Raw genomic sequence first — 20,614 nt, 5'->3', positions numbered from 1 at the left:
TTTGTAAATTTTGCTGAATTTTGTAGAACTTTGTTGGATGTTGTTGAACATCAGAAAAATTTTTTGTATGATAAAAAAGTATCAGGTGATATTTTAGGTATAAAGAGCTAGGGAGGAAAAATGATGAAGTGATAGGTTATATATTTGTTTATGAAGTAAAAATTTACACTTTTTAAATTATATACTCCAAGATTATTTACTTCGATATTTGTAAATTTCTATATCAAAAGAGAAGAATTAGAGAAGAGGATGTTTAGTGCGAAAATTCTTTAGCAGTATCGGAAATTTAAAAACAAAATTAATCATTTCATTTTTATGTATATTAATTATTCCTTCTATTTTCATTGGAGTCCAATCCTATTCAACTGCAAAAAAAGCAGTTAAAGATGAAATGTTAGACGGATTTGCAAAAACGACAAATGTATTAAATCAATCGATTGATAACTTGATAAAACCTAAAATACATGATGTAGAGTATTTTGCCAATAATATTACCTTAAAGCAGTTCAAGGGAGATAATAGTCATAAGTTAAGCCAACAATTTGATGAGTATGTAAAATTACATCCTGAAGTACTAAATATTTATGTTGGTAGTAAGACGGGTGCTTTAATTCAAAAACCAGATAGAACAATATCTGCTAACTATGATCCAAGAGAAGATGATTGGTATAAAGTTACGATGGATAAACAAGGGGAACTAGCAATATCAGAGCCCTATCAAGATGCCGATACAAAAGAATGGTGTATCACTATTTCTCAAATCAATAAAGACGGATCAGGCGTGGTAGGTGTAGATATCTATTTAAGTTATATACAAGAACTAATCGGTAAAGTGAAGTTAGGTAATACAGGATATGCATTTCTGTTGGATCAAAATAAAAAATACATAGCACATCCTACTTTAAAAGCAGGAAGTGTACCAAAAGAGTCCTTTTATGATCAGATGTATAAAAAAGAACAAGGAAATTTTGATTACGTATTTATGGGTAAAGAAAAAGTAATGGATTTTACCACAAATAAACTAACGGGTTGGAAAATAGCAGGAAGTGTACCTTCATCAGAAATTAGTGATGCAGCTGCACCTATTTTTCTAAAAACGTTTTTAGTTATCTTAATCGCTCTGATTATCGGAGCTATAGTTATTTTCTTTATCATAAAATCCATTTTAAGTCCTCTAAGAAAACTAAAGGAAAATGCCAATACCATTAGTAAAGGAGATTTAACGGAGGAAATTAATGTACAATCCAATGATGAAATTGGACAATTAGGACAAGCATTTCATGAAATGCAAAAAAGTCTTATCGGTTTAGTGAAAGAAGTTGATCAGAATGCCGAACAGGTCGCTGCTTCTTCAGAAGAGTTAACTGCAAGTGCTGAGCAGACAAGTGCTGCGACTGAACAAGTTGCTACTGCTATCCAAGAAGTAGCAAGTAGTGCAGAAAAACAAACAGATGGGATCAATAAGAATTCTGAATCCTTACACGAAGTTTCTCAAGGTGTGACCAGAATTGCAGAGAATTCTATGAAAGTTTCAGAGCTTGCTTATCGTACAACTACGCAGGCAGAAGAAGGCGGTATAGCTGTTACGAATACCGTTAACCAAATGAATTCAATCCATAAATCCGTATTAGAGTCAAATGCAATGGTTGAATCTTTAAATGAACGGTCTAAAGAAGTAAGTTCAATTTTAGATGTAATTACTGGAATAGCAGATCAAACAAATCTTCTTGCTTTAAATGCGGCAATTGAAGCAGCAAGAGCTGGTGAACAGGGTAAAGGATTTGCGGTTGTTGCTGATGAAGTTCGAAAATTAGCTGAACAATCGCAACAATCTGCGAAAGAAATTCATGAAATCGTTCAAAAAATCCAAAAAGATACAGCGAGTTCTGTTCAAATCATGGCTAGAGTTACAGAGGATGTTCAGACTGGAGTACAAGTATCAACTGAAGCGATAGAGAAATTTGATCAAATACTCCAAAGTACAAAAGAAATGACTCCGCAAATGGAAGACGTTTCTGCAATCGCACAACAAATGTCTGCTTCTATTCAAGAGATTAGTGGTACGGCACAAGAATTATCTAGTATTGCAGAAACAAATGCCGCAACTTCAGAAGAAGTAGCAGCATCAACACAGGAGCAATTAGCATCAATGGAAGAAATTTCTGCATCAGCACAATCTCTTTCAACTATGGCAGAAACATTAAAACATTTAATTTCTAAATTTAAGTATTAAAAGATCTCCTCAAATTTATGTCAATTAAAAATAGGCTTGGTTCATTAGAACCGAGCCTATTTTTTGCACTGGTATAACCATGCTTTTCTAGAGAATAATTGTTCAAATTAGAATCATTTATTCTTATAACATTTAGTGAATCAATTTCATAAATCCCTTAAAATTAATTCCGTTAAAAAAGATATGAAAATAACGTATAAAGCAAACAAAGAAAAACAAACTATAACAGTGATTTAAAATACATGACTTTGGAGGCTATGTAATGTCAAATCAAAATACACCAAAACCTGATGACAGATCAGACAATGTCGAGCGTTTGCAAGAAATGGCTCAAAATACGAAAAAGAATATTAAAGAGGCAGAAATAAGCATGGAGTTTGCAGGTCCAGAAGCAGCCCAAAAAATTAAAGAAAAAAATGACCGACGAAATAAAGCACTCGATGCTTTCATAGCAGAAATGAAAGACGAAGCAGAAGCTCGTAAAAAAGGGCTAAAATAAAAATAATGGTGATTAGGTTGTAATAAAAGTGTACTTTATACCTTTTGTTGCAGCTTTTTCATTGTTGATTACAGTATAAAGTGAACAAAGAAAAACAAACTAATAAGGTAAGAAAAAATAAAATTTTGGAGGGTAATGAATGAAAGATAAATTTCGTGGTCAACATAGTCCAGATTCTAACGATAGATCAACTAGTGGGTTAAGAGTTCAAAGTATGATTGAAAATACAAAAAAGAATATTCGGGAAGCCGAAATCAGTATGGAATTTGCAGGTGAGGAAGAACTCGAACATCTCCAAGAAAAAAATCAACGTCGTAAAAGAGAAATTATGATGAAAGAAAAGGAAATAGCAGATAAAGCTGCAAATGTAGCTTGGAAAAATAGTTTTACAGGAGGATCGAAAAAGTAGCTGTGACTGTGATGAACATCACAGCTTAGCTTTTGCAAATCGTTCATAAAATAATGCTACTTAATTAGAGACTATAATTTACAATTAAAATAGAAAAATGAAAAGCCTTAATGCATACTGTCATTAAGGCTTTCAATAAAAAATTATTTATCAACTTTATCCTTTGATTGTTTATTGATATTTTCGATGGCATTTTCTCGCCATTCAGCAGCAAACTCTGCTCTAAAGTTATCTGGGTTATTATAAGGGTTATTCGTAGATCTCGTATCTTTTACGCTTTTAAAATTGCTGTTATGATTCTTTTTGTTTTTAGCTTTATAACCATTTTGTTTTGGCATGGATGTTCACCTCCCAAAGAATAAGGTGCTCAAATCATTGGAATTTATGCTCTGTTACATACTGTAGTCAATTTTATAAGTGCTTTTCTAGTTGAAAAATACGAATATTTTCTAAATAAACAATTCAATAATTCGGATAATATTTCATCTTCAGTGTTTACTTAGTATGCCGCTCCAGATGGCGCTTTCCGCGGGCGAGCGTTGAGCCTCCTCGGAAGCCCGTACCGTGCTTCACTGCGGGGTCTCACCTGTCTCGCTTTCCCGCAGGAGTCGCCATCTTCCGCTTAATAGACACCGTTCTAATAGATATGGTATATAATAATGGCCCTTTTAATGTTCGTGTTTTTTATCAAATCATTGAAATATGAAATTAATCCAATGAATAAAATAAACAAAGTATTTTAAACTAATGCTGCAAAATTAAGGGGGAATATAAAATACCAAATCAAAATTTCTATACATCAAAATCTGTCAATTTGGAGCGTTTACAAAAAATGGTCTGAAATAAGTCAAAGAATATTCCAAGGGGTTTACATAACTACTTGAATTAGGAATATCTTCGAAGAACTTGAGATTTTAATTTGAATCAGTGGATTAAAATTTACACGATTATATGACGCCTTCAATCGTGTTATTTGACATAGCATTTTCATGGAAAACTGAATCTACAATGTCCTATTGGAGGAGAAATTAGTCTCTTTTCTAAATAAAGAGAGCATAATGTTCAAATTAATGTTACAGTTAGAAAGACTATTTTAAAAAGTGAGAAGGCGAACAACATGATTGAGGTAAAAACATCTCCAATAAGTGATGGAGAATTTAATAGAGGGGTATTTGCTACATGTGATATCAAAAAAGGGGAGCTTTTCCATGAAGCACCTGTCATTGCTTATCCAAACGAAGAGCATCAATACATTGAACAAACCCTACTCGCAGATTACGCTTTTGAGTATGGGATAGGTCGATCTGCTATCCTTCTTGGTTATGGAATGTTATTTAACCATTCTTATGAACCGAATGCAAATTATGAGATTAATTTTAGAAATCATACATTTGACTTTTATGCTTTCACAGATATAAAAGCAGGAGATGAGATTCTAATCAATTATAATGGCGATGTCGATGACAAAGATCCATTGTGGTTTGATCAGGACTAAAAAGATAGGGCGATAAACCCGAACTTTTCCAAGTAAGTGTCCGATATTCAACAATCTCATAAAAATAAACAAGATAGAGGTAAACAAATTGTTTACCCCTATCTTGTTTTTATTTAGGAGTCATCTTTAACTGTTGAATTATACTGAACATAAGCAAAATTAAGGTGGTAACTTTATATGAGCTTTATTGTACAGAGATAATAAAGTTGTTTAAAAAACGCCAGTCATGTTATTCAACAATCGGGCAATTATCTTTTAAATGTGGATTTGTTTTCGGAAAATCCCTTAATCCACCTTTTCGAGGGGGGAGGCAAAAACCCCCGTCTTACCACCTCTCCAAGTAAAGTCCTATCGTTGTTTACGTTGAAAACTATATTTACTTACTGAAGTTAATAAGTAAACAAAGATAGAAAAGAGGCTATTTTTGTTTCGTTATTTATGATGATTACGGTCAAAAATCATACTATATAACTGTTCGTTAGTAAGTGCATTTTTTCAAAATTCCTTTCTACCCTAACATAAATATATCTATTTCTCTTCTCATAAAAATCCCCATAAACACACCTTTACCCGTCATTGTTGATTGCCTATATTTTTTGACATTTACCTATTCATACATTATTATCTTATAGTGTAAGGTAAATTAGGAGGTAATCATCATAGATTATAAAAAGTTAGCAGAGGATTTATTTGAATACATGGCAAGATGTCCTAAAATACCGATGCAAGAACCTCAGGAATTTACTCGCGGGGAAATGGGGATTCTTGTTTATTTACAATTTAAAAGTGACGGTGTAACCTCTGGAGATTTAAGCGAAAGTTTATCTGTTAGTACTGGCCGGGTGGCAACAGCCCTAAAAGGTCTTGAAAAAAAAGGATTCATTATTCGCCGAACAGATCTCTCCGATAAACGGAGGGTGAATGTATTGATAACGGAAGCAGGTAGAAAGCTTGTGCTTGAAAAACATCAACTTGGAATTGAAAGAATGGTGAAGGCTCTTCAGAAGCTAGATGAGGAAGAGGCAATAGAATTTGTGCGCCTTGTGAAAAAGATCATCGACTAAATATTAATGAAAATGGAGCTCCAGGGGAACTCCATCTATTTTGCTCAAGTTCCTTACACTATAAGATAAACAAAATGGAAGAATGAGTTTTTGATATTTTCAGTATAGGTTGGGTATCAACAGCCTTTAAAATAAAATTCGGGCTACAAATAACTCAATTACAAGGGGAGAAATTATGTTAAAAATCTTCAAATATTTAACAAGGAATGAATGGCTACTCGTACTAGTTAGTATTGTCTTTATCGTCACCCAAGTATGGCTTGATTTAAAGCTGCCAGATTATATGGCTGAAATTACGACATTGATTCAAACAGAAGGAACAAGGACTTCGGAACTTATGGTTCCAGGTTTATATATGCTGCTATGTGCAATTGGGAGTATGATGGCCGCCGTTATCGTTGGTTTTTTTGCGGCAAAAGTTGCAGCTGGATTGTCAATGCGCCTTCGTGGAATGGTATTTAATAAAACATTATCATTTTCCATGGAAGAAATTAATGGATTTTCAATATCCAGTTTAATTACGCGTTCAACAAACGATATTACCCAAATTCAACTCATTGTAGCGATGGGACTGCAGTTAATCATCAAGGCCCCCATTTTAGCCGTTTGGGCCGTTATCAAAATTTCAGGGAAAAGCTGGGAGTGGACGGCTGCAACAGGCGGGGCTGTTGGTGCCTTGATTATCATGCTTGTTACTATTATTATTTTCGTCATGCCAAAATTTCAAAGCATCCAGCGTCTGACCGATAATTTGAATCGTGTCACTCGTGAAAATTTAACCGGGCTACGTGTTGTTCGTGCCTATAATTCTGAAAGATATCAAGAAAGAAAATTTGAAAAAGCCAACGATGACTTAACTAAAACGAATCTTTTTGCCAATCGACTATTAGCCATTTTCAGTCCAGGAATGACTTTTATTATGTCGGGTTTAAGTGTAGCCATCTATTGGATTGGTGCTTACTTAATTAATGCGGCAGATATTTCTGATCGCATTGGGGTTTTTTCGAATATGGTAGTCTTCTCATCTTACGCTGTACAAGTGGTCATGGCGTTTATGATGGTCAGTATGATCTTCATTATGTTGCCTCGAGCCGCCGTCTCTGCTAAGCGGGTTATGGAAGTATTAGAAACAGAGTCAAAAGTTATTGACGGAAATGTAACCGAAGGCCAAAGTGGCATTGTCGGAGAAGTAGAATTTCGAAATGTAAGCTTTAAATATCCTGATGCAGAGGCACCAATCTTGCAAAATATTACTTTTAAAGTCCGAAAAGGGGAAACGGTTGCTTTCATCGGTTCAACTGGAAGCGGAAAAACAAGTGTGATCAATTTAATTCCACGATTCTATGATGCTACCGATGGGGAAGTGTTGGTCGATGGTGTCAACGTAAAAAACTTTACACAAGAAGCTCTTCATAACAAAATCGGTTATGTACCGCAACGTGCCGTTTTATTCAACGGAACGGTAGCATCCAACGTAGTATATGGAGATAATGGGAAAGCGAAATCATCAGAGGATATGATTAAACAGGCGGTAGAGATTGCACAAGGTAAGGAATTTGTCGAAAAAATGGAAGGACAATATGAAGGACATATTTCGCAAGGCGGTGGGAATATATCTGGTGGACAAAAGCAAAGATTGTCGATTGCCCGTGCCATTTATCGAGAACCGGAAATCTATATTTTCGATGACTCTTTTTCAGCTCTTGACTATAAAACGGATCGCATCTTACGCACTGCACTCAAAAAAGGAACAAAAGATGCCACTACCCTAATTGTGGCGCAGAGAATCGGCACCATTAAAAATGCGGATCGAATTATCGTACTGGAAGAGGGGAAAGTGGTCGGAAACGGTACCCATGAGGAATTACTAGAAAGCTGTAAGACCTATCAGGAAATCGCGTATTCACAGCTTTCGAAGGAGGAACTATCACATGGCTAAACAAGAATATACCATTGGGGACCATAATAAAAAGTCTCAGCATGCACGTGGACCTGGACGGCATGGGATGGGGACCGGTGAAAAAGCGAATAATTTTAGTCAAACGATGAAAAAGCTTGTGGCTTACTGCAGCAATTATATACCAATGATCATTATTGCCTTAGTGCTAGCCTTTGCCGGCGCAGCCTTAAATGTCATTGGTCCTGATCAGTTAAGTGAAATCACAGACATCATTCAAAAAGGCATGATGACGGAAATTGATCTGGATGCTGTTAAAAAGGTTGGAATGCTATTAGCGATACTATATGGATCAGGCCTTTTATTTAACTACATCCAAGGCTTTATGATGGCTACGGTCACACAACGAATTACCAAAAAAATGCGTACAGATATTTCCTCGAAAATTAACAAAGTTCCTTTAAAGTATTTTGATTCTACGAGCTACGGGAATGTCTTAAGCCGTGTAACAAACGACGTCGATACCATAGGCCAAACATTAAATAATAGCCTCGGAATGTTAGTTAGCTCTGTTGCGACATTTATTGGAGCGATTATTATGATGTTTTATACGAATTGGATTATGGCCATAACAGGGATAATTTCAACAATGATTGGTTTTTTATTAATGACATTGATTATGAAACATTCGCAAAAATATTTCGGAGCTCAGCAAAAAGAACTGGGTCTTATCAACGGACATATTGAAGAAGTTTATGCTGGTCATAATGTGGTGAAGGTTTATAACGGTGAAAAAGAAGCCAAGGAAGTTTTCCATGGCATTAATAAAAGACTTTACGAAAACGCATGGAAATCTCAATTTATGTCAGGTTTGATGATGCCTGTGATGCAGTTTATTGGGAATTTTGGCTATGTTGCCATCTGTGTAGTTGGTGCTGTACTTGTGACAAACGATATGATTACTATCGGTACCATTGTTGCCTTCATGGTCTACATTCGTCTGTTCACTCAGCCACTTTCACAATTAGCGCAGGCAGCAAACAATTTGCAATCTACTGCTGCTGCAAGTGAACGGGTATTTGAATTTTTAGCAGAAGAAGAATTAGAAGATGAAAGTGAAAAATCAGTGAAGCTTCAAGATGTAAAAGGCGATGTGGAATTTAAAAATGTCCAATTTGGCTATAATGAAGATCAATTAATTATTAAAAACTTCAATGCAAAAGCAAAGCAGGGCCAGAAAGTTGCAATTGTCGGTCCAACAGGTGCGGGTAAAACCACAATCGTAAATTTACTGATGAGATTCTACGAACTAAACAGTGGAGAAATCTATATTGATGGCACACCAATTAATCAGTTAACACGTGACAATGTCCATGATTTGTTCTGTATGGTGCTGCAGGATACATGGCTGTTCGAAGGGACGATTCGTGAAAATATTGTTTTCTCAAAAGAAAACGTTACTGATGATGAAGTGGAGACTGCTTGTAAAGCAGTGGGACTGCACCACTTTATTCAAACATTACCGCATGGATATGATACCGTGTTAAATGACAAAGCAAATCTTTCAGCAGGTCAAAAGCAATTAATTACCATTGCCCGTGCAATGATTGATAATGCTCCGTTGTTGATTTTGGACGAAGCAACTAGCTCCGTTGATACTCGTACGGAATTATTGATTCAACAAGCAATGGATAAATTGACCGTTGGCAAAACATCCTTTGTGATTGCCCATCGTTTATCGACCATTAAGAATGCTGATTTAATACTCGTGATGAAAGATGGCGATATTATTGAAACAGGTAATAATGAGGAGCTATTAGCAAAAGGTGGCTTCTATGCAGATCTTTACAACAGTCAGTTTGAGGAAGTTTCTTAAACATTTAGAAAGAACTCTTGCATAGATCTGGAATTAGAGTATCTAATATCGAAAATTAAACACGATATTTTAACCCCGTCCTAAATTTAGAACGGGGTTATGCTTGTTTTAGGTTTTATTATTAAATAACTTTATTGTCTTTTTACAATTATTAGTTTGAAAGCTCGCTATATACAGAAGTTTGGAGAGGTAAATGTATGAAATTAGCGATATCCTCCGTGTTTGGTGTTGGTGTATGGTACGAGTATTTAATGGTTCTATTAATTAATAATTGGCTATTATTGAATACCTATATTATGATTAAATTACACTAGGAATTTCTTCTTAGTAAATACATAAGATGTTATTTGTAACTAAACAAATTAAAAATTGGAGATGATGAATATGTTAGTAGTGACAACAGAACGAATTGAAGGGTATAAAGTCGTTGAAGTAAAAGGGCCAACTTTTGGTTTGATTGTAAGAAGTAGAGGACTAGGCGGAGACATTATGGCAGGTCTAAAAGGTTTAGTAGGAGGAGAAATCAAGCAATATACTGCCATGCTTGAAGATTCCAGAAAAGAAGCTATGGACCGAATGATTAAAAATGCTAACCAAATGGGTGCAAATGCCATTATCATGATGCGATATGATTCTGGTGAAATCGGTAATAACATGAGTGAAATTGTGGCATATGGAACAGCAGTAGTGGTGGAAGAGCTATAATGACAACGATTTTTGGCATAGGTATTTATGTCATATTTGAAATTATAGCTGTTTTAGTATGTATTTTACTTGGATATTTTGTATATGACAAACGCTATAAAAACAATAATGAGACTAAAGCCCCTGCAGGTTTTGAGTTAACAAATGAGGTGAATCTGGATCCTGTTACGGGTGAGAAAACAAGAGTATATTATAATCCAAAAACAGGGGAGCGTTTTTATAGAAAGGAAAAGTAGTATTTGTTGTATCTTGTCTTGCGGTAATTTCACCTTGGTTGGTAAAGATAAACTGTATTGATAAAAAATATGCTCATTGCAAATAATTGAATATTTTACCATCAAACTGCTATAATAATGAAGAACAAGCGAGCAATTTTGCATAGAAATATGCGTTGTTTGTTGCTAGATAATTTATGAAAATAATAAATCTGTTGATTAAATCGGAGGTAACAATGGGAAGATTAGTCCATTTTGAAATTCATGTAGATGATATGGATCGTGCAAAGAAGTTTTATGGAGAGGTTTTCGATTGGAAGTTTGAAGATTGGACTGCTTATGCAGGTATGCCTTACTTTGGCGCAGTCACTGGTGATGAGGGTGAAATGGGAATCAATGGTGCTTTAATGCAACGACAAGGTGCTTCACCAGAAGCAAATCAAAGTGTAAATGGATTTGTTTGTACAATGGGCGTGGAAGATTATGATTTAACAGAACAGAAAATTCTGAGCCACGGAGGCAAAGTCGCATTGCCAAAATACGCATTACCAGGAATGGCGTGGCAAGGTTACTATATTGATACAGAAGGAAATATAATTGGAATACATCAACCAGATGTAAATGCAAAATAAAATTTAACAATGATTATTTTCATTGACTGAACGCCAAAACCTTTGAATTAAAAGGGATGAGGCGTTTTTTTGTTGTTTTAAATTGGAATGGAAGTAAATATAACCGATTGAGTAAATAATTGAATTTTGAGATAATTATTATTAAGAAAAAAGAGTTTAAATGCAATACGATTGCTCACTAAAAGAAGTAATGAAAATATGACTTACAAGGGGAAGCGTTATGAAGCATAAAATATCAGAAAAATTATTTAGGATAGATTGTGGAGATATTTATCTTCAAGAGTTTTCAATTGAAGATGCTGATAGTATATACAGAATTTCAAATCAACCAGAAATATTTAATTTTTTACCAGACTGGAAATCAACAAAAGAACAACGGGTTAATTGGCTTACCTATGAGGATATACCAGCAAATAAAGCATTTCTTGATGCCGTTGTAAATACATCAAATATAGATGATCATTTTTTAAGACTAGGGGTATTTATCAAGGAAACGGATGAATTTATTGGTTGGTGCTGTACAGGTATTAAAGACGAGCTTCCTATACCGAATAGAGAAATTATGTATGCCATTTCAAGTGAGTTTCAAAAGAAAGGCTACGCAACTAAAGCTTCTAAAGGATTGATAGACTATTTGTTTACAAATATAAATTTAGATGTCATTAACGCAGTAGCTTTAATTAACAACGTTTCATCAAATAAAGTTATTAAAAAATGCGGATTTACTTATCTAAGTCAACAGACGATAGAAAACGAAATATATAATCACTATATATTGAATAAATCAGAGTGGACGAAAAATCATTAAATGAAAATGTTGTTGTTCCAGAAAAAAGCAACGATTGTGAAACAAGTAAAGAGGGTGATACATATTAGTCATGTATAATATGTGTCATCCCTTATTTTTTTTACGATTTAGGTCTAGATAATTTACATTAAAGACAACTTTTAACAAAACCATTACCTATCTGAGAGAATAAGTAATAAAGTGAAAAGAAGAAAATAATAAAAAAAACATTCAGAGAACTGACCCTTGAATGCTTTTTCGCTACTTTTAATTAGAGTGAATTACCTGTACACGTCCAATTTGTCCATCTGTTAGTCTGACTTTAATACCGTGTGGATGGGTGCCTGATTTGGTAAGAATATCTTTCACGATACCTCTTGTAAGCTTTCCCGTTTTTTGATCTTTTTTTAAAACAATATCAACTGTTATATTTGGTAATACGTCTTTCCGATTTTGACCGTTCATTGATTAGCCACCTATTTTTCTGCGGGTACTGGTTGCTTTTTTCGCTTGCTGGCTTTTCATTTTTTTTGTTGAAAGGTCTGCATTCGGTTTCCCTTTATTAGCGGAGGACTGGTTCTTTTTGTTTTCAAGCTGTTGCTTCACTGCTTCTCGCAGGCTGATTTTCTTTTTTGGTGCTTGAGATTGATTATTCTCTGTCATAGGAAATTCCTCCTTTTGAGTCTGATATTAACTACAGTATAATCTATTTTCGCTTATTTGTGAAAGAATGTACTTAAAGTAACGGTGGCTTTAGTTGAGCAAGGTTCAATTAGAATTTTTGTGTAGAGATAATAACGGCATTTAATTTTATCATTATAAAGCCAATCCCTTTCTAACGATGAAATGATTTGGAAGGGTATAAAAGTTAATTATATTCACGATTATTATTCTAAAACAGAAAAATAAAGTTGTTTAATTTGAAAGCTGAATACCTACGTTTAGCCCAAAAATTATAAATTAACTTTTCCCCCATGATAACAATAGTAAGTTTCAGCTTTAAGATTTTTAATCTTTATCAAAGACTGTTGTGCTTTCTTAGTATTTAAACAAAAGTGCGGATTAGCAATGATCAATTCATGATCCTCATTAACAGCTGCATCACCTGTAATTACACTTTTTAAACTTGGAAAATACAATGAAATATGACCTGAAGTATGACCTGGTGTTGCTACTACTCTACATTTGTCATCTAGAATCAAATCACCATCATTTACCTTTTTATCAATTGAAACATGCTTCAAATTCTTTAATTGTTGTATAAACCATTTACCAAATTCGATATCTTTATTTGTCATGTTTTCTAGCATTTCCTCGGCTTGAGCCAATCTCTCTGACTTCATTTCACCACTAATGTATTTTGATTCACATTCACTAGCAATAATGTTAATCCAAGGATACTTTTCTTTGAAATCATATAGGGAACCTATATGATCATCATCATAGTGAGTTATGATTATATTCTTTAAATTCTTCACTTCATATCCATTTTTTAAAATTTCATTTTCAATTAAAGGTAAGAAATTTGTATACCCTGTATCGACCAAAGTTAGTTCATTATTCAATATAATTAAGCTAGGATAAATGTAATTTTTTTGCCCGTTAAATTCAAATTCAATTGGTAGCTCTATTATCTTCATTTTTCCTCCATACTGCACGTTTATGAAACATGCGATAACCTAAAATTCCATACACTTATTATACATGATATGGAAAAAGTCGATATAACCCTTTCATATCGCCCTAATTTTGTTGCAAAAGAGTAATTAACCATGGTAAATCATATTATAAATATAGGTTAAATTCTTTGATACGAAAAGGTTTAAACGTTTTTTATTGTATTATATTGGAAAGGAAAGTGCGATTAACGCTACTTCGGGTAGCAGGGCGTTTAAGTCCGTCATTTCCTGATGGGACATTGGATAGGGAAACTGTTATTTCTGCACTAGCTTTATTAGATGAGAATAAAGGTACTAATTCTAAAACATCTAGAATGGTTCTGGTGAGAAAAGAAAGAAGTTCTCTTAGTGTTAATGAGTTAATAGAACAAACTGAGAATGAATTAGAGGCTATGTATCTGGATATGTATGAATCAGAATCTAATCTTTCTCCAGTAGTTCGTGTTGAATTAGATTTTAACAAAGGGGTAGACAACGATAACATCGTAGAAATGCTTTTTAGAGTGGATATTAGTTAATAACTTAATGGTGAAGTAGATATTTTTTACTACTACTATAGTTAAATGTGAGTTTCTTGAAGTTTCGATCATAACGATGAGGTTATTCATTCTTAAGAAGGAACAATAAGAACTTCATTTCACTTTTAATCAGATAAAAGCACACCTGCTTCTCTAAAAGTTACTTTTAACTTAGTACCATTATTTAATAAAAAATATCTCAAATTGAATATTAAGAGAAAGATAATAAATGAGTAATAATACTAAAAAAGTTATTTTAGCGCTAATAGTGATTATCGGAACAACATTAGGTATTAAACATTAACAACTATCACAAATTACATATATTTTTGATGAATTAACTAGTGATAGTGCTGCTGCAAAATCGGAATTTACTTTCGTCAAACACGTTGATGGTGATACGAGTAAGTTCAAAATTAATGGTAAAATCACGACCGTGCGCTACCTGTTAATAGATACACCCGAAACCGTTAAAGAGGGGGCGTACTAATGTTAGGTGGAATTTATTGGGATGACATATTAGTTCATCTTATTGTCATATGGCTAATAGTTTTAATCACAGTACTTATTAGAAGAAAATCTTTGAATTCAACAGTTAAATATTTTATTAATATTTTGCAATTATATTAGTTTTTCTTACTGTTCTAAATTTTTTAGGATATCAAATATCTATAATTTTTAGATTAATCGAATGGGCTACCAAATTTGTTTTACCTTGGGTAGCTCTGTATTGGCTAGTTAGATCAATAAAGGTATTAGACAGAAAAAGCTAAGTCTTTTTTTACTAAAGGGGGCTTTAGTGAAGAATTATGTGATTTTATGATTGAGATCATATTTTATTTATTCCATTATAGAGCGCTTAACCTTAGCAAGAATCGGAGGGGATTATTTTGATAAGATTTGTTGAAGATTTAGCTGGGGCAATCTATGATTTCTTTAAGTTTATATTAACAAGTTTGAGTTACGTTTTTGCTGGGATGATTATTGTCGGAGTACCACTGTTCCTTCTAGCTATGTTGTTTAAATGGCTTTTCTAATAGGGGCTATTATTTAAATATCATTAAAGAAAGTAATGGATGGCTAACAGTGGGCTTTATTTTAATAAGGACTTTAAACGATATTCAGCAATCGGGCGCTATTCTTGAAAAAGAATTGTGCCTTCTTTAACTAAAGGGCCAGATTGTGAAGGATGTAGTTCAGCATTAATAGTGGTAAATCTGGTAAATGAGGTTTTTAAAAGACGTTCAAAACAGACTTCGCAAAAAGTAGACCTAAAAGCAGCTTTTCGTGATAAGCTTTAGTGTCTATGAGAGATTATTTTAAGTTCCAAAATTTAATAAAAGTAATACAGAATATATTGAAGATAATAGCGTAAGATTACTAAAGAAAAAAGGCATCCAAACGGATCCCTTTTTCCTTTAACCAGATTTTTAAAGTTAGAATACGGAGTCAGTGTCACGGAGTGAATGAGGCCAATCTCCTTCCCAGCGGTATCTGTCTCTCAAAATTTTAGCACTTAAATCTAAGCAAATATGAACGGAAGCTTCAGGATAGAGTTTTTCCATTCTTTCGATTAACTCAGCAGAATCATTTGATTCTTTAAGATTAAACATGAAATCTTTTAAGTAACGGCGTGTAAATTCAATCCCATTTGGATTGTAGGGTCTATCGTTTGGAGCGTGTCCAGGTATGATCACCTCTGGATTCAAGGCTTCTAATTTATCAAGATTATCAAGCCAAGCTTGTCGATCTTCCGGGAATCGAGCATCTGCTACCCAAACATGTGCGTCAGAAAATACTAAATCACTTGCAACAAGAGTTTTTATTGATGGAATCCATAAAGGAGCTACATGCTCAGCATCGCCTCGCATAAGGTCAAGGATTTCAAGTTTCTCTCCATCTACCATAAGATATGGTTTGTCTATGCTTTCTATATCTACGACTATTTTCGATCCATTATTACCTAAGACTTCAGTACCCCAATAATCAATTTTGAAGCTGAATGCTTCGTTAGCCTCGTCGGCAACTTCTTTGTATGCCATTACACGTGCTTCTGGAAATGCTTCTTTAATAATACCCAAGCCTAAATAATGGTCGGGATGAAAATGACTGATAAAGATTTGTTTAAGTTCTCGTCCTGTTTCAAGAATGTCTGCAACTAAACGGAGTGCATTTGAGCGGCTGAATTGAGCATCAAACAGTAACGCTTCAGTAGGACCATAAATAATAGTGGAAGATACTCCGAACCCCCCGTGTTTATCACTACTTATAAAAACTTTGGTTTGCAATTTGTTTGACATGATAAAATCCTTCTTTCAATTGTATAGTATTATTAATGAGCTGTTTGACCAGCATCTACTGTAAATACTTGGCCTGCTGTGAATGATGCTTCATCTGATGATAAGAAAACTACCATATTAGCAATTTCCACAGGTTTTGCAGGGCGACCAATTGGTGTTTGCGCAAGTACAATCTCTTGCATTTTAGGATCATCTAACCAACCTTTTGTCATTGGTGTTTCTACTAATCCCGGAGCAATCGCATTAACACGAATACCTTTTCCGATATATTCAATTCCTGCTGCCTTCGTTAAACCAACAACACCATGTTTTGCTGCAACATATGGTGCCATACCTGGGTCGGCTACTAAACCTGCAACAGAAGCCGTATTAACAATTGTGCCTTTTCCTACCTTTTCGAAGTGTTTTAATTCAGAACGCATTGTATAAAATACGCCTTTTAAATCGACGCCTATAGTAAGATCAAAATCTTCATCCGTCATAGCAGTAAATTCCTTTGTTCTTGGAAGGACTCCTGCATTATTAAATGCATGGTCTAAACGACCAAATTTTTCAATTGTAAAATCTACTAATGCTTGTACACTTTCTGCATCTGCAACATCGGTTTTCTTAAAGAGGGCTTGCACACCTTCTGCTTTAACTAGTTCTACTGTTTTTTCTGCTCGGTCATCAATATCGCCAATGACTATATTTGCTCCGCGTTTTGCAAATGTAAGAGCAGCAGCTCGGCCAATACCTGTAGAACCACCTGTAATTAATACAACACGATTTTCAAAATCTTTATTTGTATGCATAATTCCATCTCCCTATTTGTTTATACTTCCGTAAATTTTTTGTCTATTTTGTGACGACATCTTACATCGAAATTGTAATTCCTTTTGCAAACGGATACAATATCTATAAAATACTAAAGTTATTCCTAAATGGAATAAGGAGAGGTTATTCATGCAAATCACTCAACTTCAATATTTTTTAACTGTTGCACGGCTTGAACATATGTCAAAGGCAGCATTGGAATTACAGATTTCTCAATCTTTCTTAAGTAAGACGATTGCTCGGTTAGAAGATGAAATTGGAGTTCCTCTTTTTGATAGGAAGGGTAAATCCATCCATTTAAATGAATATGGACTTATTTTCTACCAAAAGGTAGAAAAGATTTTATTCGGCTTAGGAGAAGCTATAGAGGAAATTCAAGAGTTGGCAAATATACGAGAGGACAGTTTATCCATCAATGTGATGAATTCAAAGTTATTGCCATCGCTATTTTCCACCTTTTATAATAAGCGTCCACATATAAAGATTCATCAATATACGTTGCCGGATGCTGTTGCCCTTCAAAAATTATTAGATGGAACACTTGATTTAATGATTGTTCCGAATCCAATCATAAATGACAAAATTACGTGGATGCCTTTGTTCAACGAAGATGTTTATTTGCTTGTTCCCAAAGGCCACCTTTTTGCTAATAGGAAAAGCATTTCTTTAATTGAAGCAAAGGATGAACGATTTATTATTTTTGAAGAAGGACAAAGTATGCGTATAACAACGGATAGGCTGTTTCAAAGAGCGGGATTTACACCGAAAATTTCTTTCGAAGGTGACGAATTGTCAATTATCTTGCAGCTTGTCAATGAAGGCGCAGGAATTTCCTTTTTTCCAGAATACTCATTTCTCGGTTCATATTTAGAAAAAACTAGAATGCTAAAAATCTCGGATTCTGCCAGTTTTCAAACTGTCGGTATTGCATGGTTAAAGAAGAGGAAAAGCTCATTTATAGTGAATAGCTTTCGTGATTTTGCTATTGAATATTTACGAAATGCTGGAGAATGGGGGAAAAAATAAAATAAGTTTGATTCTTTTTAGTGGATAGAGCCAGACTCATTCCAACCATTTAGATGCGTTACGGTGAACCGTAATGCATTATATCACAAGCGTATATTAAAACATGCAATATTAAACGTGTAATTATTTACATGTTGTATATTACGTAATATTAAAGGAGTGAACTATTTATGAAAGAACTTAACGAATTTTTAGGAAGCCATTACATTTATACTTATGAAAATGGTTGGGAATATGAACTTTATATTAAAAAATGAGGATACTATTGACTATCGTATTCATAGTGGGATGGTAGGAGGTCGCTGGGTTCGTGACCAAAAAGTTGATGTTGTTAAAATTACTGAAGGAGTCTGTAAAGTTTCATGGACTGAACCAACAGGTACCGATGTTTCCCTTAATTTTATGCCAAATGACAAAAGAATGCATGGAGTTATCTTCTTCCCGAAATGGGTTCACGAACATCCGGAAATCACAGTTTGTTATCAAAATGATTTCATCCCATTAATGGAAGAGTCTCGTTTAAAATATGAGACTTATCCAAAGTATGTTGTTCCTGAGTTTGCTGATATCACGTTTTTCAAAAATGAGGGTGTCAATAATGAAAAAGTTATATCCCAAGCTCCTTATGAAGGTATGGCCGATGATATCCGTTCAGGAAAATTAACTTTTTAATTTGATATGGTAATTTTGGAAGTCATCAACTAAAAATTAACCAGAAGGCAGTCCTTATAAGGACTGCCTTCTATTTTAATGAACAGATTGATTATTTAAAAAATGCAAGAATATGAAGGTATACACTTAACTAACGGGTTGCTAGAAAACAGATTCTTCCGCTACGACCTTTATCTTGATTTTGGAACACTATCAATCCTCGTATAAATTAATCTTCATAATATCCTAGCATCATAGAAATTTCCTTTGCCCCATTTTTTAATTCCGATATTACCTCTTCATATTGTATATCCTTAATCTGGTTGGAGTCTCCAATTAAAGCAAGTGATGAGACAACCTCACCTGAATAATTCTGTATAGGGACTGCTAGACTTATATAACCTAATGCAAACATATCTTGTGTGATAGAGAAACGATCATATCGAACTTGATGAATGAGCGTTTTTAATTCTTGCGGGTCTGTTATTGTATATGGAGTATACTCTCTTAATGGTTGATTAATAATGTCTTCAATTACTGGGTTACTTTTGAACGCTAAAATCGCCAATCCTTCTGCAGTACAATGTACATCATTGAAGCGTCCTCTTTTTGTGATAAGCTTCGTTGGAGCATCACCCATTGCTCTTAGTAGATAAATTACTCGATTATATTCCATAACACAAATATGTGCGGGTAAATGAAACCGATTTGCAAGGTTTTCTAAAATAGGATTTGCTTCCTCATAGATCTCCTGATGTGATTGTATGATTCCTCCGAGGGAAATAACGGAAAACCCAAGTCTATATTGTTTTGTAAAAGGATTTTGAATAAGAAATCCCTCTTGTTCGAGCTCTTTAACATAACGATGTACAGTACTCGTAGATAAGTCGAGCAAATTTGCTATCTCTTTTATACCGAGTTCAATTCTATTTGGTGTATATAGTCGTAATATTTGAATAGCTCTTTTAACAGAGATAACAAAGTGCGCTTCATTTAGTGAATATTTCAAGTAAAACATCCTCTTCTTTCCGCTTGATAAAATTTGTAATTTTATCGCTTTCCTGAATAAGTGCTTCAATAAATTTATGAAGGTTAATCATAATCCGATTGATTGGACCAGTCACAGTAATTGAAGCAATGACTTTCTGTTTAGTGTTAAAAATTGGGGCCCCAATTGAAATGATATTTTCAGTGTATTGTCCTTTTGAAATGGCATATCCTTGTTTCCTGATAACCTTTAGTTCCTCTTGTAGTTCTTCGAGTGTAGAAATTGTATGTTTTGTATAGGTTGGTAACTGTTGTGGGAACATGTCGGAAATCGTTTGTTCATCTATAAATGCTAACATTGCCAAACCCGAACCAGTACAATATGCGGGGTTTCTTCTTCCGATATGTGAGAGCATTTGTACACGAAAAGGACTATCTTCTTTTTTTATATAGATAACATCTTTGTGTTCCAATAAGGCAATATATGAGGTTTCTTTTGTATAATTAGTCAAATTTTTTAAAAAAGGGGTCGTCTCTTTTAAAAAAGTAAATTGATTAATAGCGGTATGGGCTAAGGATAATAGAGACGAGCCAAGAAGATACTTATTATCGATTGCATTTTGGTGAATAAATCCTTCACTTTCAAGTGTTTGTAATAAACGACAGGCGGTACTTTTTGAAATGTTTGTATAGTTTGCGATATCACTTAATGACAATTCAGGGTGATCGATTGAAAAACATTTCAGGATATGTAGCGCGTTTGTAATCGAACTGTTTGGTGTACGTGTCATAATGAACCTCCATTTTATACAGTATAGATAAATA

The 20,614-nt window shown here is 34.2% G+C and carries 22 protein-coding genes and 1 pseudogene; 15 read left to right on the top strand and 8 right to left on the bottom strand.

All coding sequences use genetic code 11. The features are described 5' to 3' along the window. Nucleotides 1–256: 256 nt before the first annotated feature. The 3 genes from ACIQ4I_RS08545 to ACIQ4I_RS08535 all read left to right on the top strand — a co-directional run bounded on the left by ACIQ4I_RS08545 (nucleotide 257) and on the right by ACIQ4I_RS08535 (nucleotide 3,141). Nucleotides 257–2,233 (top strand): methyl-accepting chemotaxis protein, encoded by a 1,977-nt coding sequence (locus tag ACIQ4I_RS08545; RefSeq protein WP_403095227.1) that lies wholly within the window; start codon nucleotides 257–259, stop codon nucleotides 2,231–2,233. A 262-nt stretch (nucleotides 2,234–2,495) separates the two neighbouring features. Next, nucleotides 2,496–2,732 carry a small acid-soluble spore protein Tlp gene (tlp, locus tag ACIQ4I_RS08540; RefSeq protein ID WP_403095224.1) on the top strand — a complete coding sequence of 79 codons (237 nt, stop codon included), beginning with the start codon at nucleotides 2,496–2,498 and terminating at the stop codon, nucleotides 2,730–2,732. 139 nt (nucleotides 2,733–2,871) lie between these two features. Then, nucleotides 2,872–3,141 carry a small acid-soluble spore protein Tlp gene (locus ACIQ4I_RS08535; RefSeq protein ID WP_397539123.1) on the top strand — a complete coding sequence of 90 codons (270 nt, stop codon included), beginning with the start codon at nucleotides 2,872–2,874 and terminating at the stop codon, nucleotides 3,139–3,141. 143 nt (nucleotides 3,142–3,284) lie between these two features. On the opposite strand, the gene ACIQ4I_RS08530 is transcribed toward ACIQ4I_RS08535, so the two are convergent. Next, a complete protein-coding gene (locus tag ACIQ4I_RS08530) occupies nucleotides 3,285–3,479 on the bottom strand; it encodes a hypothetical protein (RefSeq protein ID WP_397539122.1) in 195 nt (64 codons plus the stop codon). Nucleotides 3,480–4,258: 779 nt separating this feature from the next. Between ACIQ4I_RS08530 and ACIQ4I_RS08525 the strand changes: the two genes are divergently transcribed. From ACIQ4I_RS08525 to ACIQ4I_RS08490, 8 genes are all read left to right on the top strand, one after another. Beyond that, on the top strand, nucleotides 4,259–4,636 hold the full coding sequence (locus ACIQ4I_RS08525; RefSeq protein WP_397539120.1) for an SET domain-containing protein: 378 nt from the start codon (nucleotides 4,259–4,261) through the stop codon (nucleotides 4,634–4,636). A gap of 698 nt (nucleotides 4,637–5,334) precedes the next feature. Then, complete coding sequence (locus ACIQ4I_RS08520; RefSeq protein WP_403095220.1) at nucleotides 5,335–5,700, top strand: MarR family winged helix-turn-helix transcriptional regulator; 366 nt, start codon at nucleotides 5,335–5,337, stop codon at nucleotides 5,698–5,700. 175 nt (nucleotides 5,701–5,875) lie between these two features. Beyond that, nucleotides 5,876–7,639, top strand: coding sequence for an ABC transporter ATP-binding protein (locus ACIQ4I_RS08515; RefSeq protein ID WP_403095217.1), 1,764 nt, complete (start codon nucleotides 5,876–5,878; stop codon nucleotides 7,637–7,639). Continuing rightward, nucleotides 7,632–9,473 (top strand): ABC transporter ATP-binding protein, encoded by a 1,842-nt coding sequence (locus ACIQ4I_RS08510; protein ID WP_403095214.1) that lies wholly within the window; start codon nucleotides 7,632–7,634, stop codon nucleotides 9,471–9,473. Before ACIQ4I_RS08515 ends, ACIQ4I_RS08510 begins: the two co-directional genes overlap by 8 nt. 384 nt (nucleotides 9,474–9,857) lie before the next feature. Continuing rightward, nucleotides 9,858–10,178: a YbjQ family protein gene (locus ACIQ4I_RS08505; protein WP_403095211.1), complete on the top strand. Its 321-nt coding sequence runs from the start codon at nucleotides 9,858–9,860 to the stop codon at nucleotides 10,176–10,178. Then, nucleotides 10,178–10,414, top strand: coding sequence for a hypothetical protein (locus ACIQ4I_RS08500; RefSeq protein WP_403095208.1), 237 nt, complete (start codon nucleotides 10,178–10,180; stop codon nucleotides 10,412–10,414). Before ACIQ4I_RS08505 ends, ACIQ4I_RS08500 begins: the two co-directional genes overlap by 1 nt. A 215-nt stretch (nucleotides 10,415–10,629) precedes the next feature. Continuing rightward, nucleotides 10,630–11,025: a VOC family protein gene (locus ACIQ4I_RS08495; protein ID WP_403095205.1), complete on the top strand. Its 396-nt coding sequence runs from the start codon at nucleotides 10,630–10,632 to the stop codon at nucleotides 11,023–11,025. A gap of 220 nt (nucleotides 11,026–11,245) precedes the next feature. Continuing rightward, a complete protein-coding gene (locus ACIQ4I_RS08490; protein WP_403095202.1) occupies nucleotides 11,246–11,833 on the top strand; it encodes a GNAT family N-acetyltransferase in 588 nt (195 codons plus the stop codon). Between the two features lie 246 nt (nucleotides 11,834–12,079). Here the strand turns inward: ACIQ4I_RS08490 and ACIQ4I_RS08485 are convergent, their stop codons facing one another. From ACIQ4I_RS08485 to ACIQ4I_RS08475, 3 genes are all read right to left on the bottom strand, one after another. Next, the gene (locus ACIQ4I_RS08485; protein WP_403095199.1) at nucleotides 12,080–12,277 is read right to left on the bottom strand and encodes a YwbE family protein; all 198 of its coding nucleotides are present in this window, start codon (nucleotides 12,275–12,277) and stop codon (nucleotides 12,080–12,082) included. A 3-nt stretch (nucleotides 12,278–12,280) separates the two neighbouring features. Further along, a complete protein-coding gene (locus ACIQ4I_RS08480) occupies nucleotides 12,281–12,475 on the bottom strand; it encodes a hypothetical protein (RefSeq protein WP_403095196.1) in 195 nt (64 codons plus the stop codon). Nucleotides 12,476–12,765: 290 nt separating this feature from the next. Then, nucleotides 12,766–13,452 carry an MBL fold metallo-hydrolase gene (locus ACIQ4I_RS08475; protein ID WP_403095193.1) on the bottom strand — a complete coding sequence of 229 codons (687 nt, stop codon included), beginning with the start codon at nucleotides 13,450–13,452 and terminating at the stop codon, nucleotides 12,766–12,768. Between the two features lie 218 nt (nucleotides 13,453–13,670). On the opposite strand from ACIQ4I_RS08475, the gene ACIQ4I_RS08470 reads away from it, so the two are divergent. After that, complete coding sequence (locus tag ACIQ4I_RS08470) at nucleotides 13,671–14,009, top strand: hypothetical protein (protein WP_403095191.1); 339 nt, start codon at nucleotides 13,671–13,673, stop codon at nucleotides 14,007–14,009. Nucleotides 14,010–14,899: 890 nt separating this feature from the next. Beyond that, a complete protein-coding gene (locus ACIQ4I_RS08465; RefSeq protein ID WP_403095188.1) occupies nucleotides 14,900–15,046 on the top strand; it encodes a hypothetical protein in 147 nt (48 codons plus the stop codon). A 399-nt stretch (nucleotides 15,047–15,445) separates the two neighbouring features. On the opposite strand, the gene ACIQ4I_RS08460 is transcribed toward ACIQ4I_RS08465, so the two are convergent. Continuing rightward, nucleotides 15,446–16,309: an MBL fold metallo-hydrolase gene (locus ACIQ4I_RS08460; protein WP_403095185.1), complete on the bottom strand. Its 864-nt coding sequence runs from the start codon at nucleotides 16,307–16,309 to the stop codon at nucleotides 15,446–15,448. 32 nt (nucleotides 16,310–16,341) lie between these two features. Further along, complete coding sequence (locus tag ACIQ4I_RS08455; RefSeq protein WP_403095182.1) at nucleotides 16,342–17,103, bottom strand: SDR family NAD(P)-dependent oxidoreductase; 762 nt, start codon at nucleotides 17,101–17,103, stop codon at nucleotides 16,342–16,344. Between the two features lie 151 nt (nucleotides 17,104–17,254). Here ACIQ4I_RS08455 and ACIQ4I_RS08450 point away from each other — a divergent pair, with 151 nt between their 5' ends. Further along, on the top strand, nucleotides 17,255–18,151 hold the full coding sequence (locus ACIQ4I_RS08450; RefSeq protein ID WP_403095179.1) for a LysR family transcriptional regulator: 897 nt from the start codon (nucleotides 17,255–17,257) through the stop codon (nucleotides 18,149–18,151). A 170-nt stretch (nucleotides 18,152–18,321) separates the two neighbouring features. Next, nucleotides 18,322–18,823: pseudogene (locus ACIQ4I_RS08445) on the top strand (phenolic acid decarboxylase). 208 nt (nucleotides 18,824–19,031) lie between these two features. Here ACIQ4I_RS08445 and ACIQ4I_RS08440 read toward each other — a convergent pair. Next, nucleotides 19,032–19,811 (bottom strand): IclR family transcriptional regulator, encoded by a 780-nt coding sequence (locus ACIQ4I_RS08440; RefSeq protein WP_403095176.1) that lies wholly within the window; start codon nucleotides 19,809–19,811, stop codon nucleotides 19,032–19,034. Then, nucleotides 19,792–20,580 (bottom strand): IclR family transcriptional regulator, encoded by a 789-nt coding sequence (locus ACIQ4I_RS08435; protein WP_403095173.1) that lies wholly within the window; start codon nucleotides 20,578–20,580, stop codon nucleotides 19,792–19,794. The genes ACIQ4I_RS08440 and ACIQ4I_RS08435 overlap by 20 nt, the downstream gene beginning before the upstream one ends. Nucleotides 20,581–20,614 lie beyond the last annotated feature (34 nt).

Origin of the sequence: Rummeliibacillus sp. NPDC094406, from assembly GCF_044763875.1 — a bacterium.
Lineage (GTDB): Bacteria > Bacillota > Bacilli > Bacillales_A > Planococcaceae > Rummeliibacillus.
The sequence above is the reverse complement of the archived record's forward strand: the minus strand, read 5'-3'. Positions and strand labels throughout refer to the sequence as shown.

Coding starts and splice junctions, on each gene's coding strand:
- ACIQ4I_RS08520 (WP_403095220.1), top strand. CDS start 5,335: ATGGCAAGATGTCCTAAAATACCGATGCAAGAACCTCAGGAATTTACT.
- ACIQ4I_RS08505 (WP_403095211.1), top strand. CDS start 9,858: ATGTTAGTAGTGACAACAGAACGAATTGAAGGGTATAAAGTCGTTGAA.
- ACIQ4I_RS08495 (WP_403095205.1), top strand. CDS start 10,630: ATGGGAAGATTAGTCCATTTTGAAATTCATGTAGATGATATGGATCGT.
- ACIQ4I_RS08475 (WP_403095193.1), bottom strand. CDS start 13,452: ATGAAGATAATAGAGCTACCAATTGAATTTGAATTTAACGGGCAAAAA.
- ACIQ4I_RS08455 (WP_403095182.1), bottom strand. CDS start 17,103: ATGCATACAAATAAAGATTTTGAAAATCGTGTTGTATTAATTACAGGT.
- ACIQ4I_RS08485 (WP_403095199.1), bottom strand. CDS start 12,277: ATGAACGGTCAAAATCGGAAAGACGTATTACCAAATATAACAGTTGAT.
- ACIQ4I_RS08535 (WP_397539123.1), top strand. CDS start 2,872: ATGAAAGATAAATTTCGTGGTCAACATAGTCCAGATTCTAACGATAGA.
- ACIQ4I_RS08450 (WP_403095179.1), top strand. CDS start 17,255: ATGCAAATCACTCAACTTCAATATTTTTTAACTGTTGCACGGCTTGAA.
- ACIQ4I_RS08525 (WP_397539120.1), top strand. CDS start 4,259: ATGATTGAGGTAAAAACATCTCCAATAAGTGATGGAGAATTTAATAGA.
- ACIQ4I_RS08460 (WP_403095185.1), bottom strand. CDS start 16,309: ATGTCAAACAAATTGCAAACCAAAGTTTTTATAAGTAGTGATAAACAC.
- tlp (WP_403095224.1), top strand. CDS start 2,496: ATGTCAAATCAAAATACACCAAAACCTGATGACAGATCAGACAATGTC.
- ACIQ4I_RS08530 (WP_397539122.1), bottom strand. CDS start 3,479: ATGCCAAAACAAAATGGTTATAAAGCTAAAAACAAAAAGAATCATAAC.
- ACIQ4I_RS08490 (WP_403095202.1), top strand. CDS start 11,246: ATGAAGCATAAAATATCAGAAAAATTATTTAGGATAGATTGTGGAGAT.
- ACIQ4I_RS08515 (WP_403095217.1), top strand. CDS start 5,876: ATGTTAAAAATCTTCAAATATTTAACAAGGAATGAATGGCTACTCGTA.
- ACIQ4I_RS08480 (WP_403095196.1), bottom strand. CDS start 12,475: ATGACAGAGAATAATCAATCTCAAGCACCAAAAAAGAAAATCAGCCTG.
- ACIQ4I_RS08435 (WP_403095173.1), bottom strand. CDS start 20,580: ATGACACGTACACCAAACAGTTCGATTACAAACGCGCTACATATCCTG.
- ACIQ4I_RS08500 (WP_403095208.1), top strand. CDS start 10,178: ATGACAACGATTTTTGGCATAGGTATTTATGTCATATTTGAAATTATA.
- ACIQ4I_RS08510 (WP_403095214.1), top strand. CDS start 7,632: ATGGCTAAACAAGAATATACCATTGGGGACCATAATAAAAAGTCTCAG.